This is a genomic window from Clostridium sp. AF32-12BH (assembly GCF_003477935.1).
Classification (GTDB): Bacteria; Bacillota; Clostridia; order Lachnospirales; family Lachnospiraceae; genus Brotaphodocola.
Window position 1 is genome coordinate 197,236 of the sequence record NZ_QUEH01000005.1, and the last position, 13,799, is coordinate 211,034.

14 protein-coding genes are annotated in these 13,799 nt (G+C 48.2%); 10 read left to right on the plus strand and 4 right to left on the minus strand.

Going from position 1 to position 13,799, the window contains the following annotated elements; genetic code table 11:
* Positions 1-131: 131 nt before the first annotated feature.
* Positions 132-1,832 (minus strand): GGDEF domain-containing phosphodiesterase, encoded by a 1,701-nt coding sequence (locus DWZ40_RS06845; RefSeq protein ID WP_182431647.1) that lies wholly within the window; start codon positions 1,830-1,832, stop codon positions 132-134.
* 98 nt (positions 1,833-1,930) lie between these two features.
* Positions 1,931-2,149 (minus strand): FeoA family protein, encoded by a 219-nt coding sequence (locus DWZ40_RS06850; protein ID WP_118542032.1) that lies wholly within the window; start codon positions 2,147-2,149, stop codon positions 1,931-1,933.
* A gap of 243 nt (positions 2,150-2,392) precedes the next feature.
* Here DWZ40_RS06850 and eno point away from each other — a divergent pair, with 243 nt between their 5' ends.
* Positions 2,393-3,688: a phosphopyruvate hydratase gene (gene eno / locus DWZ40_RS06855; protein ID WP_118542034.1), complete on the plus strand. Its 1,296-nt coding sequence runs from the start codon at positions 2,393-2,395 to the stop codon at positions 3,686-3,688.
* Here eno and DWZ40_RS06860 read toward each other — a convergent pair.
* Positions 3,685-4,611 carry a LysR family transcriptional regulator gene (locus DWZ40_RS06860; RefSeq protein ID WP_118542036.1) on the minus strand — a complete coding sequence of 309 codons (927 nt, stop codon included), beginning with the start codon at positions 4,609-4,611 and terminating at the stop codon, positions 3,685-3,687. The two genes, eno and DWZ40_RS06860, sit on opposite strands and share 4 nt — an antisense overlap.
* Positions 4,612-4,751: 140 nt before the next feature.
* Between DWZ40_RS06860 and DWZ40_RS06865 the strand changes: the two genes are divergently transcribed.
* Both DWZ40_RS06865 and DWZ40_RS06870 read left to right on the plus strand, forming a co-directional pair.
* Entirely contained in the window at positions 4,752-5,615 is an 864-nt protein-coding gene (locus DWZ40_RS06865; RefSeq protein WP_118542038.1) for a DUF6282 family protein, read from the plus strand.
* A 15-nt stretch (positions 5,616-5,630) separates the two neighbouring features.
* Positions 5,631-6,944 carry an SLC13 family permease gene (locus DWZ40_RS06870; protein ID WP_118542040.1) on the plus strand — a complete coding sequence of 438 codons (1,314 nt, stop codon included), beginning with the start codon at positions 5,631-5,633 and terminating at the stop codon, positions 6,942-6,944.
* 59 nt (positions 6,945-7,003) lie between these two features.
* Here DWZ40_RS06870 and DWZ40_RS19425 read toward each other — a convergent pair whose 3' ends face one another.
* Positions 7,004-7,153, minus strand: coding sequence for a hypothetical protein (locus DWZ40_RS19425; protein WP_182431648.1), 150 nt, complete (start codon positions 7,151-7,153; stop codon positions 7,004-7,006).
* A gap of 526 nt (positions 7,154-7,679) precedes the next feature.
* On the opposite strand from DWZ40_RS19425, the gene DWZ40_RS06875 reads away from it, so the two are divergent.
* The 7 genes from DWZ40_RS06875 (at position 7,680) to nagE (ending at position 13,691) form a co-directional block, all read left to right on the plus strand.
* Positions 7,680-8,705: a nucleoside hydrolase gene (locus tag DWZ40_RS06875; protein WP_118542042.1), complete on the plus strand. Its 1,026-nt coding sequence runs from the start codon at positions 7,680-7,682 to the stop codon at positions 8,703-8,705.
* A gap of 72 nt (positions 8,706-8,777) precedes the next feature.
* A complete protein-coding gene (locus DWZ40_RS06880; protein ID WP_243035244.1) occupies positions 8,778-9,419 on the plus strand; it encodes an ECF transporter S component in 642 nt (213 codons plus the stop codon).
* A complete protein-coding gene (locus DWZ40_RS06885) occupies positions 9,391-10,089 on the plus strand; it encodes a radical SAM protein (protein WP_118542044.1) in 699 nt (232 codons plus the stop codon). Before DWZ40_RS06880 ends, DWZ40_RS06885 begins: the two co-directional genes overlap by 29 nt.
* A 305-nt stretch (positions 10,090-10,394) precedes the next feature.
* Positions 10,395-11,246: a PRD domain-containing protein gene (locus DWZ40_RS06890; protein ID WP_118542046.1), complete on the plus strand. Its 852-nt coding sequence runs from the start codon at positions 10,395-10,397 to the stop codon at positions 11,244-11,246.
* Positions 11,247-11,313: 67 nt separating this feature from the next.
* A complete protein-coding gene (locus DWZ40_RS06895; protein ID WP_118542048.1) occupies positions 11,314-11,802 on the plus strand; it encodes a PTS glucose transporter subunit IIA in 489 nt (162 codons plus the stop codon).
* Positions 11,803-11,862: 60 nt separating this feature from the next.
* Complete coding sequence (locus DWZ40_RS06900; protein ID WP_118542050.1) at positions 11,863-12,114, plus strand: HPr family phosphocarrier protein; 252 nt, start codon at positions 11,863-11,865, stop codon at positions 12,112-12,114.
* A 119-nt stretch (positions 12,115-12,233) separates the two neighbouring features.
* Positions 12,234-13,691: an N-acetylglucosamine-specific PTS transporter subunit IIBC gene (nagE, locus tag DWZ40_RS06905; protein WP_118542052.1), complete on the plus strand. Its 1,458-nt coding sequence runs from the start codon at positions 12,234-12,236 to the stop codon at positions 13,689-13,691.
* Positions 13,692-13,799 lie beyond the last annotated feature (108 nt).

The following is a 13,799-nucleotide window of genomic DNA, read 5'->3' on the forward strand; positions in this document are numbered from 1 at the left end:
ACAGTTACTGATATGATACAATTATTAAAAATATCCTCAGAAAATCCGTCAGCTGACGGTTCTCTGAGGATATTTTAGGTTGTGTGTCTGAAAAATTTACTAGTGCAGGTTCTTTAGACTACTTGATATTGCTAAGCCCTGCATCCCATCAGCTTCTCAAAATCCCCATGGCACATAGGCCGGTAGTAGAGAAATCCCTGGATTTCGTCGCATCCTTCCTGCCTTAAAAAGTCTGCGATTTCTTTGGTTTCCACACCTTCGCAGACGATGGTTTTCTTCATGCGTTTGAGCATATGGAAAATCTCCTGCAGGACGATATGGGCATTTTCGGAAAGAGTGTCGCCAAGGAACATCCGGTCAATTTTTACTTCGTCGAACAGCAGATCTTTCAGCGTGTTTAAGGAAGAGTATCCGGAGCCGAAGTCATCCATGGAAATCTGGATACTGCGGTTCTGAAGACTGCGGATCACCTGGTTGACAGCCAGCGGGGGATTGACGTAGGTGGATTCCGTGATCTCAAACGTGAGCAGGGATGGATCGATACCATAAGAGTCGATGAATTCCTGGATCTTCTGGATGAAGGTCTGGGGCTGTTCGAAATGAACCGGAGATACATTTAAGGATACACGGAATTTTTCAGGAAGCTGATCTGCATATTTGCGCAGCCACTGAAAGGTCTGTTCGTAAACGTAATAATCCAGATCGATCACGAATCCGTTTTGTTCAAAGAGCGGGATGTAAATATCCGGAAACCAGAGCAGCTTTCCGTTCTGTATCCAGCGAACCAGGACTTCGGCGCTGGATACAGTCTGGGAAATGGTGTTGACCTTAGGCTGAAAATAAATTTCAAATTCATGGTTTTCCAGGGCACTGTGGAAAGAATGCAGGATCTCCGCCTGCATTTTTTCTTTCCGGTCGATCTCATCGGAGTAAAGACAGGTGTGGCTGATGAGTTTTTTGGCAATCCGTCTTGCCACGTTGGCACAGGAAATCATGGTTTCCGGCTTGGTTTCCTCTTCCGGGATTACATAGATGCCGGAGTTTGTCCGGAAAAAGCTGATGTGGTAGGTGTCCCGGATACGGCTGCAGATTTTCTGGTCGAGATTCTGAATCTGTTCCCGGAGTGCGTCACCAGTTTGCCTGCTGACATCGGCAATGCTGATAAATACATCGGAGAAAAAACGTGCGGTGAACAGGGAAAGCGAGGAGGCAGTAAGCTCCTCGTAGACAATGTTTAAAATTTCATTTCCGAGCGGATAGCCGTATTTATCGTTGATGAAGTGGAAGTTGTCGATATCAGTAGAAATTAAGGCAATCGGAAGGTTGCCGGATGCCTGGGTCTGGAACAGCCGGATCTTTTCGGCGAGAAATTCGGAGGATACTGTCGGAATCACCGGATTGTTTTTGGTTTGACTCTGCGCTTCGCTGGTATTCTTGGAATTCTTTTTATAAAATTTGTCCTGATACATGCGTTTATCGGCTGCGTTGACCAGGTCATCTATCATAAAATAATGGTTCCGGTAGCTGACTTCATAGCCCACTGCGTAGCTTAATTCCTGGAGTTTTTTCTCCAACGATTTTTTGTTGTGGATTCCGGTCACATCCCGGTAGGCATTGTTGAGCAGACGGGCCAGAAGTTCTCTCTGGATCAGGGCCAGAACAATACAAAGAACCAGAAATGCCAGTGTCATACACAGGGACTGGTACATGGCTTTGTAAGAAAGGTCGGGATCGACCAGAAGTTTGGTGAGATAAAGATTTAAAATCAGAATCAGCATGAGCACAGCGAGGATGATCTCGCAAAGATGCAGGATGCTCTTGTTTCGTTTCATAGTAGGTCTCCTTGGTAAAAACATTGCGATGCGCGAAAAAAAGGATAAGGCATCGTGCAACTGCGTCTTTTCGGGAGCGCAGTGCTGTGATGGGCAGATTACTCTGCCTGTACGATGATCATTTTGGCAAAATCCGCGCTGATGCCGATCTTACTCTCCTTGATCATGACAATATAGTAGCCGAAAAAGGCAGACAGAATGCGGACAGCGGCATTTTCTACAAATCCGAGAGTTTCCAGATAATGGCGCTGCTCCTCATCTCCGCATATTTTTTGAACCGTATATTGCTGATTGATCTCAGCTAAATTCAGTGGCATAAATTCCTCCTCTGGAACATTTTAATAGAAAGTTAGCTATAGCTAACATCATAGCATAAATCCCAATGCTGTCAATCATTTTCCATAGGAAAACGTCCTTCGTTTCCGAATAAAAACAGCAAATTTGAAGATACTGAGAAAACGTGATCAATAAGGATGATTTACAGAAAAAGTGCCGTGTGGTAGACTGTGGTTGGTTAGCGATAACTAACTTAATGAGGCACAGGCAGGAGGACATGACTTATGATGTATCTGGAAATTGAAAAAGTAATTGGAAGAGAGATTATCGATTCCCGCGGAAATCCAACCGTAGAAGCAGAGGTGTATTTAACGGATGGCACCGTTGGCAGAGGTGCGGCACCAAGCGGCGCATCCACCGGCGAGTTTGAGGCACTGGAATTACGGGATCAGGATAAGAGCCGCTTTGGCGGAAAAGGCGTTTCCAAAGCAGTGGAGAACATCAATACCGTCATTTCAGATGTTCTGTGCGGCATGGATCCGTCCAATGTTTATGCGATCGACCAGGCAATGATCCAGGCCGATGGCACAAAAGATAAATCTAGGCTGGGTGCGAATGCAATCCTGGCAGTTTCTATCGCAAGCGCAAGAGCAGCGGCAAATGCTATGGAAATGCCGCTGTATCGTTTCCTTGGCGGCGCAAACGGCAACCGTCTGCCGCTTCCGATGATGAACATCTTAAACGGCGGCGCACATGCAGCCAATACCGTGGATGTGCAGGAGTTTATGATCATGCCAGCAGGCGCACCGAGCTTCAAGGAAGGGCTCCGCTGGTGTACCGAGGTGTTCCATGCACTGGCAGCCCTGTTAAAATCCAGAGGACTGGCAACTTCCGTCGGTGATGAAGGCGGCTTCGCACCGGACCTTGGCAGCGATGAGGAAGCAATCCAGGTGATTCTGGAGGCAGTTGAGAAGGCTGGATATAAGCCGGGTACCGATTTTGTCTTGGCCATGGATGCTGCATCCAGTGAGTGGAAGAGCGGGAAGAAGGGCGAGTATCTGCTTCCGAAGAGCGGCAAGAAGTTTACTTCCAAAGAGCTGGTAGAGCACTGGAAGAACCTGTGCGAGAAGTACCCGATCTACTCCATCGAGGATGGTCTGGATGAGGAAGACTGGGAAGGCTGGCAGATGATGACCAAAGAACTCGGGGATAAGGTTCAGCTGGTTGGTGATGACTTATTCGTAACCAACACCGAGCGTCTTGCAAAGGGCATTGAGCTTGGCTGCGGCAACTCCATCCTGATCAAGTTAAACCAGATCGGTACTGTATCCGAGACTCTGGAGGCAATCAAGATGGCACACAAAGCAGGCTATACTGCAATTGCATCCCATCGTTCCGGTGAGACCGAGGATACCACGATCGCAGACCTGGCTGTGGCTTTGAACACCTGCCAGATCAAGACCGGTGCACCGAGCAGAAGTGAGCGTGTGGCAAAATACAACCAGCTGCTCCGCATCGAGGAGGAGCTTGGCGTGGCAGCACAGTTCCCGAGGGTGAAGGCGTTCAATATTAAGCGTTAGTCGTTTGCAAGAATTTTCAAAAGCACTTCCTGCAGGGCCAGGGCCGCTTTCGAGTGGTAGCGCCCAGGTGGAAGTGCAGTGGCAAGCTTTACGGAGGCTCCGTCCGAGCCGAGGGACAAAAATTTTGCATCCCGGAAATAATGCCGGGAACTATAGTAAGTAAATGCCAGCCCATGACCGGCAGCGGCCAACGCGGCAGCAAGCAGTGCTGTCAGCGATTCGTTGCAGGTGATGGGCTGGAGTCCGTTTTTATGGAAAATACGGCGTCCTTCCTGCCCAAGGATTGTGTCATAGCCGCTTAAGAAAAATTCGTATTGGATGGCATCGGTCAGATTGACATAGCAGGGAATGCGGGAAGTCGTCTGGTCTGCTTTGGAAAACTGCTTTGCATCGTTCATAATCGGATGGTTTTCATGGGCGATCAGACAGATTTCATCGTTCATGACAAAGGTTGGGTCAAGCCTGGAATCGGAGACAGGGAGAACCAGGAGAGCTACATCAATCTCGCCGTTTAAGAGCATCTGCTCCAGTGCCATGGAGTTCTTTTCCACGATCTGAACCCGGATTCCGGGGTAATCCAGTTTAAAAGCATTGAGTACCGGGGGAAGCAGATAGGAACCGCGAAAACCGCTGATTCCAAGGATCACGCTTCCACTTTTTAGTTCTCTGAGATCCTGGATCTCATCTTGCGTTCTGTGATATTCGGACAGTGTCGCGTAAGCATATTTCAGCATGATATTTCCGGCTTCGGTCAGCCGGACGCCTTTGGAGGTGCGGACAAACAGTTTACTGTCCAGATTGCTTTCCATCGTCTGCAAAAACTGACTCAGGCTGGACTGTGCCATATAGAGCCGGTCAGCCGCTTTTGAAATACTTTTTTCTTCCGCGATCGCGATCAGATAATTCCATTCTTTGATTTCCAAAAAAATCCCCCTTTCAATAACCGATCGGTTTTTCCGATGGCAAGTATAACATATTTTGCCTTTTCCCGCTATCAAAAACTGAATACAATAAAGACACGCTTAAGCAGATGAGAATCAAAACAGAAAAAGGAGAGTATGGAATGGGAAAAGTATCCTTACAGGGCGTATACGATATGCATGTGCACACCAATCCGGATTTAAGATGGAGAGCTTACGATGATTTTGAGCTGGCGGATGCGGCCATCCGCGTGGGAGCGAAAGCCATTGTCATCAAATCGCATCTTGGCTTTACGGTGAACCGTGCGTATATGGCAAACCAGTATGTGAAACGGGTTTACGGGGAAAACACCGGATTTACCATGTATGGCGGCGTTGTCATGAATAAAGTGATCGGAGGAATCAATCCGGAGGCAGTGGAAAAAGGCTTGAAGCTGGGCGCAAAAGAAATCTGGCTTCCGACCCAGTCTGCGAAACGCCATCTGGAAAAAATGGGACAGAATCCGGCAAATGGAATTGAACTGGTGCGCGATGGCAAGGTAGTCCCGGAGCTTCTTACCGTATTCCAGCTGATCAAAGATTACGACGTGGTGCTTGGAACGGCACATGTTTCTCCGGAAGAAGCATTTGTTGTGATCGAGGCAGCAAAGCAAGTGGGGGTAAAGAAAATCGTGGTCACACATCCAGAGTGGTGGGTTGTGGACATGAGCATGGAAGACCAGATCCGACTGGTAAAAGATTACGATGTGATCCTGGAGCGCTGCTATGCCCAGAATATGGGAGGAGGAACGTATAAAAGTAATCTGCCGGACAATCTGGAGATCATCAAAGCAGTGGGATATGAACATGTGATGGTAGACACCGATGGCGGACAGACGGAAAACCCGCACTGGGAGCTGGCGCTGGAAGAATATATGCAGTATCTGGTGGATCATGGAATTCCGGAAGAACAGGTTGCTTACATGACAAGAACCATTCCATACCGGCTTCTTGGGATCGAAGAGTAAAAGGGGGAGAAGAGAATGTTAAGTGCAGCAATCATGTTAGCGATTGCCCTGGCTATCTTTCTGGGGTACAAAACGAAGATTAACACGGGACTTTTCTGTATCGTATTTGCCTATATCATTGGATGTTTTGTGATTGGCTTAAAGCCGAAACGGGTCATTGGCTACTGGCCGACCAGCACCATGTTTGTCATTTTATCGGTTTCGCTGTTTTACAATTTTGCGGCGATCAATGGAACACTGGAGAAAATGTCAGGTGCGCTCTTATATGCCTGCCGCAAATTTCCGGGGCTTCTTCCTTATGCGCTGCTTGCCGTAGCGGTGATCTTATCCGTCATGGGAGCTACCTATTTCACCGTTCTGGCATTCCTTGCCCCGATTACCCTGGTGATCTGTGATGAGTCCAGAATGGACAAATTGACCGGTGCAGTTGCTATTAACTGTGGCGCATTGGCTGGCGGAAACTTTCCGACATCCAACCTGGGCGTGATCTTCCGCGGTCTGGCAGATACAGCATTTGAGGCATCTTTGGATGTGCCAGCAGTCGAGACCTTCGGCATGGAAATGAAGATTTTCCTGTTTTCGGTTTTGTTTTCTTTGATTCTGGTAACCATATTCCGTTTCGGATTCAAGGAAAACCGCAATATCGGAAAAGGCGTTACTTTCCAGAAGCCGGAGGCATTCACAAAAGAACAGAAAATTACCCTCTCCCTGATGATGATCATGATGGTAGTTGTCCTGATTTTCCCGCTTCTGCAGGTCCTGATGCCGCAGAATGCAATGATCAGCTATGTCAGCAGCAAAGTCGATGTCGGTCTGGTAGCCATTATTTTTGCAGTAATTGCACTCTTGTTAAACCTGGCACCGCAGAAAGAAGCCATGGCAAGAATCCCGTGGAATACCATCGTGATGATCGCCGGAGCCGGTATGCTGATCGCAGTAGCCGTGGAGGCTGGAACGATCGATGCGTTATCGACCTGGATCGGTTCGAACGTGCCGAAGCCGCTGGTACCGATCGCATTTAGTATCGTTGGCGCGATCATGAGTTTCTTTAGTTCCACAACTGGTGTCGTAGCACCGGCCTTGTTCCCGCTGATTCCAAACCTTGCGGCATCTGCAGGATTAAGCGCCCCGGCCTTGTTTGCCTGCACTGTGATCGGAGCACAGTCCAGTTCCATCAGCCCGTTTTCTTCCGGCGGTTCCCTGATTCTGGGTTCCACTCCGAAAGAAGAAGACCGGAATATGTTGTTCAACCGTCTGCTGATGGTTGCAGTGCCGATTAGCGTACTGTTTGGAGCAGTGTTTAACTTTGCGCTTGCGATGATCTTATGACAATCTGATAATAAAGAAAAAACTGCCATTTCCTGTAGTGGAAAGTGGCAGTTTTTCGATTAGTTATTTTCAGTATTGCGGTACTTTGCATTCTTCTCCTTCAGTTTCGCCAAATATTCATTGGCTTCTTTTTCGGATTTGAAACGCATCTTCGGCCCCTGCAGGCTGAGTTTTAAGACGTAGCCGCCTGTATTTTTTCTTCTGAACATCGAATGATTCCATCCTTTCCCGAATGATCTTGTGGCTTGCGTCACTTGATTGCCTCGTCGTTCGCCATGACCGTGCAAGCACGTTCCTGGCTCTCTTGCACTCGTTATATTTTACCATGGCGAGGGAAAAATGAAAAGATTATTTGACGCCCTGGCCCTTTCTGTGCTATACTATCTCGGCTGTGGAGAAAGTTAAAAGTTATTTCTGCAGCAAAATGGCAGATATTTTCTGCCGACTGGTTCGGGAACCTCCCAGGATAAAAAACTAGGCAGACAAAAGAACAATCCCGTTGCGGGGTCACGTATGCGTGAACCGTGTGGGATAACCAAAGCACAGTTGTGGAAAACGTTCGCAATCCGTAACGATTTTGTGGATAATTATAACGAATCGCGGATCATGATAGCAATCGTTTCAATCTGCAAAGAACAAGGTGCTGTTTTTGTGTGTTTATCTGAGGTCCTCAGAAAATACGCAAAGACAGTGCCTTTTTTGTTGCCCTGTCTTTGCAAAGAAAGAGGGCAAAAAATGGAGAAAGAAAAGAGACGTGTGATCATTGACTGTGATCCCGGGATTGATGACAGCCTGGCTATCATGCTGGCATTGTCCATGGAGGAATTGCAGGTCGAAGGGATCACCATTGTCTGCGGCAATTCCCCGGTGGAGATGGGAGCAGGCAATGCGAAAAAAGTATTGAAACAGATGGACCGGCTGGATATTCCGGTGTTTCGCGGAGCGGCGGTGCCGCTCAAACGGGAGTATGTGAATGCCCTGGATACCCATGGAGAGGATGGTCTCGGTGAGAGTTTCCTTCCAGAAGTAGAAGGGTATGAACAGAGCCAGACGGCGGTAGATTTCTTATGTGAAAAGATACGTGCCTGTGCGGCAGAGGGCAGCGGTTGTTCTGTGATTGCGCTTGGACCGATGACGAACCTGGCGCGGATGATCGAAACAGACCGGGAAGCGTTTGGAATGATTGATGAGATCGTTTCCATGGGCGGAAGTTTTCGCAGCCACGGAAACTGTTCCCCTGTGGCAGAGTACAATTACTGGGCTGACCCGGATGCAGCAGCACTGGTCTATGAGACAATGGCGGAACTTGGAAAGAAGATTTTCATGGTGGGGCTGGATGTCACAAGAAAGATTGTGCTGACGCCGAACCTGTTGGAATATATGAAGCGTCTGGATGCGGAAAAGGGAAATTTTGTGCAGGCGATCACGAAATTTTATTTTGATTTCCACTGGGAGTGGGAGCATTTGATCGGCTGTGTGATCAATGATCCGCTGGCGGTGGCGTATTTTGCGGACCGTTCCATCTGCAGTGGGTTTGATGCCTACACGGCGGTGGAGACAGGCGGGATTTCGATTGGCCAGACGGTTGTGGATTCCATGCATTTTTACCGGAAACCGGCAAATGCACGGGTGTTGACCGAGGTGGATGTGCTGAAATTCTTTCAGCTGTTTTTTTCAAAAATTTTGAAGATACCGGTGGAGAAGCTGGATCTGCTGGAGATGCTTGTGGGCGTGAATGAGCAGATGCGGAATACGGTATGAGCGCATTGTGATTGAATAGATCGAATAACGAAGGGCAAGACAAAATTCTGAGAAAAAGAGAGGATTACACACATGAACCGAACTAGAAACATGACAACCTTACAGCTTTGCATGCTGGCTATGGCGGTGTGCATCAATGTGGCAGGAGGCCAGCTTGCGCTGATCCTTCGCCTGCCGATTTATTTAGACAGTATCGGAACCATTTTAACCGGTCTCTGGATGGGACCGCTCTGCGGCATGCTGCCGAATCTCTTAAGCGGCATCATTCTTGGTATGACAACCGATATTTATTCTTTGTATTTCGCACCGGTCGGTATGATCACCGGACTGATGGCGGGCATCGCCGGAATGGTTATGAAGAGTCTGCTCAGTGAGCGGAATGTACGCAAACGCCAGATTCTGACCGGAGCTTTTCTGATCACAGTTCCAGGAACGCTGGTAAGTTCTGTGATCAATGCCGTATTGTTTGGCGGTGTGACTTCTTCCGGGTCTTCCATTCTGGTGCAATTGCTTGCCAAAACTCCGCTTGGCATGACCGGAAGCATTTTTGCAGTGCAGATTTTAACGGATTATCTGGACCGGGTGATCGCGCTTGCGTTGGCTGTGGCAGTTCTGCAGGTGCTTCCGCAGGATCTGCGTACACTTTGGAAACGGAATAAAAAGGAAAGAGTGAAAGAGGGAAGTTATGGGAATTCCAACCGAACGATACAGTAAGATAACCAATAAGAACCAGAGAGAAATCTGTCTTTTACAGGGATTTCCCTGCGCCTGGGGAAAGTGTGCATTTTGCGATTATATCGCAGACAACAGCCGGGATGAAGCGTCTATGGTGGAGCTGAATCACCGCGTACTGGATCTGATAACCGGGGAATTCGGTGTGCTGGAGGTCATTGATTCGGCGAGCTGTTTTGAATTGCCGGAGCAGACGTTAGACCGGATTGCACAGGTAATAAAAGAAAAGAACATCCAGAAGCTGTTTTTTGAAGCGCACTGGATTTACCGGCATAAGCTGGATGAGATGCGAAAGCGGATGCCAGTGCCGATCGTCTTTAAGATCGGCGTGGAGACGTTTGATCACGATTTCCGGGAAAAAGTACTGAACAAGCATGCCGATTTTTCCGGTCCGGAGGAAGTGGCGCGATACTTCGATTCGCCCTGTCTGATGGTAGGAATCAAAGGGCAGACGAAAGAGATGATCGCCCGGGATATCGAGTACTTAAAACGGTATTTCAAGCTGGGCACCGTGAATGTCTACAATAACAATACTACTCCGATCCGACGGGATGAAGAACTGGTGCGATGGTTTATGAAGGAATACCGGTGGCTCCTGGATGATCCGGCGGTAGAAGTGCTGTATGAGATCACGGATTTCGGTGTGGGTTGAGTGCAGTTATTGTTCCAAGGCAGAAATTTTGCCGATTGTATAAAATTGACAAAGAAAAAACGAAAACAGGTTGACGTGTTGTAGATAATGTGGTAGAGTTAAGACAACATAAATATAACAATTTTGGATTGTTACTGGGAAGCAGGCAAAACCAATTTTGAACAGTATTTGATAGTTTGTGATGCAGATATTTGTTCAGAATTGGTTTTTTATTTTAAATGGATCAGGACAATGTGAGAGGGAGTGTTGCTGGACGCGCATGTGTGAACGGCAGAGCGTGTACTGGTCTATGTGGGGTTATGGGTATGACAGTAGAGAAAGTGATCAACAACAATGTGATCAGTGCTTTGGAAAATGGCAGAGAAGTTGTTGTGATGGGACGCGGAATCGGATTTCAGATCCGTGCCGGTATGGAAATTCCAAAAGATCAGATTGAGAAAGTGTTCCGGCTGGAGAATCCAGACGTCATGGATCAGTTCAAAAATCTGGTACAGAAGCTGCCGCCGGAGCGTCTGCAGATTTCTGCCGAAGTGATCCAGTACGCGAAAGGCGTTATGGACAAAAAATTAAATCATAATATTTACCTGACATTGACGGATCATATCAATTTTGCCATTGAGCGCTATCAAAAAAAGATGATGTTTGCCAATCCGCTGCTGGGCGAGATCCGGACATTTTACCGGGAGGAATATGTCATTGGCATGTTCGCCATTGACCTGATCGAGCGCAGACTGGGAATTTCATTTCCGGTTGATGAGGCGGCGTCCATTGCGCTTCATATTGTAAATGCGGAGTATAACACCCGGATGCGGGACACCATCGATATGACGAAAATTATTCACGATGTACTGCAGATGGTAGAGGAATATTTTCAGATAGAAATGGACCCGAACTCAGCAAGCTATGGTCGCATGGTGACCCATCTGCGTTTCCTGGCGCACCGGATCTACAGTGGAGAGTCGCTGGAGGAAGGGACCGGGCTGGAAGAATTCCATGCCATGATCCGGCAGATGTATCCGGAAGAATATGCCTGCGGCAGAAAAATCCAGGAATTTATCCTGCAGACCTATGGGCATCGGGTGTCAGCGGAAGAAATCTCGTATTTGTCTGTTCATATTAGAAGGATACGGTTTAGCGGCAGCGAAGATAAAATCTGAAATACAGAATCATGTGATCTCATCAGAAAAAACTGGGATCATGTTTCAAAAAGAAGGGGGACTTGTTATGTTTCAGGCATTAAAAAAGATGTTTGGAGGAAAGAAAGAACAGGCAGAGGTGTTATCTCCGGCAGCGGGAAAGGTGATTCCGTTAAGCGAAGTAGCGGACCCTGCTTTTGCACAGGGAATCCTGGGAAAAGGCGTTGCACTGATTCCGTCAGAAGGAGCATTCCGTGCACCGGTATCCGGTGAGGTAACGGTGCTGTTTGAAACAGGGCATGCAGTCAGCATCAAAGCAGATAACGGTGCAGAACTGATCGTTCATATTGGTCTGGATACGGTTCAGTTAAAGGGTCAGTATTTCCAGACGCACGTAAAGCAGGGAGACCGGGTACAGGTGGGCGATCTTCTGATCACGGCAGACCTGGAACAGATCCGTACAGCCGGGTATGATGTGGTGACGCCTGTGATCGTCTGCAATACGCCGGATTTCCCGGATATGGTATGCAGCACCGGAATGGTGGTAAAAGCAGGAGATCCGGTTATTTCTTTATAAAAAGCAAGAATCAGATGTTCCATGCACAAATGCGGGTAACGAAAGGAAGACTGTTTTAGTATGAAATACACAACGGTACAGGTGGAAGATCCGGAGGGACTTCATGTACGGAACTGTGCACGCATTATGGCGGCGGCGACCAGGCTTGACGCGGACTTGTCGCTTATTTATGGGGAGAAAACGGCGCGTGCAGACCGTATCCTGGAGCTTATGGCATTAGAAGCGCCGTCCGGCAGTGTGATTGAAATTCATGCGGAGGGAAAAGAAGCGAAAACGGCGGTTGATACGATTGCTCAGATTCTGCGCACGTGATACAGCTGTGCAGATTGCCGCCTGCTTTCGCAAGCAAAAGATGATTTGCAGCCATTGGGGAGTGGTTCAAATACAAAAAGAAAAAAGCCGAAAGGCGAAAAAGAAAGGGGTTTTACATTATGATGAAGTTTTTCCAGAGACTGGGCAAAGCTTTGATGCTTCCGGTAGCATGTCTTCCGGTATGTGGTATCCTGATGGGAATCGGATACATTCTGGCACCTGCGGCAATGGCAGGTGAAGTTCAGGGGTTTACTGCGGGTGGCCTTGGCTATTCCATCGGTCTGTTCCTCATTAAGGCAGGCGGTGCCCTGATCGACAACATGTCCTGGCTGTTTGCCATCGGTGTGGCAGTTGGGATGGCAGATGATGCGGACGGTACAGCCGGTCTGGCAGGTCTTGTTTCCATGTACATGATCACCACGCTCTTAAGCAGCGGTTCCGTGGCTGGTATTACCGGGCATGAGGCAGCGCCGGCGTTTGGCAAGATCGTGAACCAGTTTGTTGGTATCGTATCCGGTCTGATCGGTGCAACCTGCTATAACAAATACAAAAACGTGAAGCTTCCGGATGCACTGGCATTCTTCAGCGGCAAGCGTGCCGTTGCAATCTTCACCGCGCTGTATTCCATCGTTGCAGCGCTGGTTCTGTTCTTTGTATGGCCGCTGGTTTACGGTGCACTGGTTACCATGGGTGAGGCCTTTATTGGCATGGGCGCTCTGGGCGCGGGCATTTATGCATTCCTCAACCGCCTGCTCATTCCGTTCGGTCTGCATCATGCATTGAATTCCGTATTCTGGTTTGACGTAGCCGGAATCAATGATTTAAGTAATTTCTGGGGCAACACCGGTGTTTACGGACAGACGGGTATGTACATGACCGGATTCTTCCCGTTCATGATGTTTGGTCTTCCGGCAGCATGTATCGCGATGTACCAGACTGCAAAGCCGGGCAAAAAGAAAATGGTTTACGGACTGCTTGCATCTGCAGCATTCTGTTCGTTCTTTACCGGCGTTACCGAGCCGATCGAGTTTTCTTTCATGTTTCTGGCTCCTGGCCTTTACGTCGTACATGCGCTGTTAGCAGGTATCACTGCCGGCATTACCGTTGCACTTCCGATCCGTGCAGGCTTCTCATTCTCAGGCGGTGCAGTTGATATGGTGCTCAGCTCCTTCACTCCGCTGGCAGAGAATCCGTGGATGCTGATCCCGGTTGGTCTGGCGGTTGGTGTTCTCTATTATGTTGTGTTCCGCTTTGTAATTACTAGATTTGATTTAAAGACTCCGGGACGTGAGGATGATGAAACAGAGGAAGCGAAAGTAACCCTGTCCAACAACAACTACACGGAAGTCGCAAAGATTGTTCTGGAAGGTGTTGGCGGTCCGGAGAATGTGGCATCCATCGACAACTGCATTACCAGACTCCGCCTGGAAGTCAAAGACTACACAAAGGTAAATGAAAAAGTCATCAAATCTGCCGGTGTGGCAGGTGTGATACGTCCGAGCAAGACCTCTGTTCAGGTCATCATTGGAACCCAGGTACAGTTTGTGGCAGATGAATTCAAGAAACTTTGCAAGTAAGCAGATCCTCCAGGTTTCCGAAAAGATGGCGATCCAGAAACGACTGCTTTCTGAAAAAGATCGCTTTCCGAAGATAGATACGCGAAAGGGCTTTCCTCTTTATGGGGA

Excerpts from the sequence above, each read along its gene's own strand:
- DWZ40_RS06870 (WP_118542040.1), top strand. The coding sequence starts at position 5,631 with ATGTTAAGTGCAGCAATCATGTTAGCGATTGCCCTGGCTATCTTTCTG.
- DWZ40_RS06845 (WP_182431647.1), bottom strand. The coding sequence starts at position 1,832 with ATGAAACGAAACAAGAGCATCCTGCATCTTTGCGAGATCATCCTCGCT.
- DWZ40_RS06850 (WP_118542032.1), bottom strand. The coding sequence starts at position 2,149 with ATGCCACTGAATTTAGCTGAGATCAATCAGCAATATACGGTTCAAAAA.
- DWZ40_RS19425 (WP_182431648.1), bottom strand. The coding sequence starts at position 7,153 with ATGTTCAGAAGAAAAAATACAGGCGGCTACGTCTTAAAACTCAGCCTG.
- DWZ40_RS06880 (WP_243035244.1), top strand. The coding sequence starts at position 8,778 with ATGAACCGAACTAGAAACATGACAACCTTACAGCTTTGCATGCTGGCT.
- eno (WP_118542034.1), top strand. The coding sequence starts at position 2,393 with ATGATGTATCTGGAAATTGAAAAAGTAATTGGAAGAGAGATTATCGAT.
- DWZ40_RS06900 (WP_118542050.1), top strand. The coding sequence starts at position 11,863 with ATGAAATACACAACGGTACAGGTGGAAGATCCGGAGGGACTTCATGTA.
- DWZ40_RS06875 (WP_118542042.1), top strand. The coding sequence starts at position 7,680 with ATGGAGAAAGAAAAGAGACGTGTGATCATTGACTGTGATCCCGGGATT.
- DWZ40_RS06885 (WP_118542044.1), top strand. The coding sequence starts at position 9,391 with ATGGGAATTCCAACCGAACGATACAGTAAGATAACCAATAAGAACCAG.
- DWZ40_RS06890 (WP_118542046.1), top strand. The coding sequence starts at position 10,395 with ATGACAGTAGAGAAAGTGATCAACAACAATGTGATCAGTGCTTTGGAA.
- DWZ40_RS06865 (WP_118542038.1), top strand. The coding sequence starts at position 4,752 with ATGGGAAAAGTATCCTTACAGGGCGTATACGATATGCATGTGCACACC.
- nagE (WP_118542052.1), top strand. The coding sequence starts at position 12,234 with ATGATGAAGTTTTTCCAGAGACTGGGCAAAGCTTTGATGCTTCCGGTA.
- DWZ40_RS06895 (WP_118542048.1), top strand. The coding sequence starts at position 11,314 with ATGTTTCAGGCATTAAAAAAGATGTTTGGAGGAAAGAAAGAACAGGCA.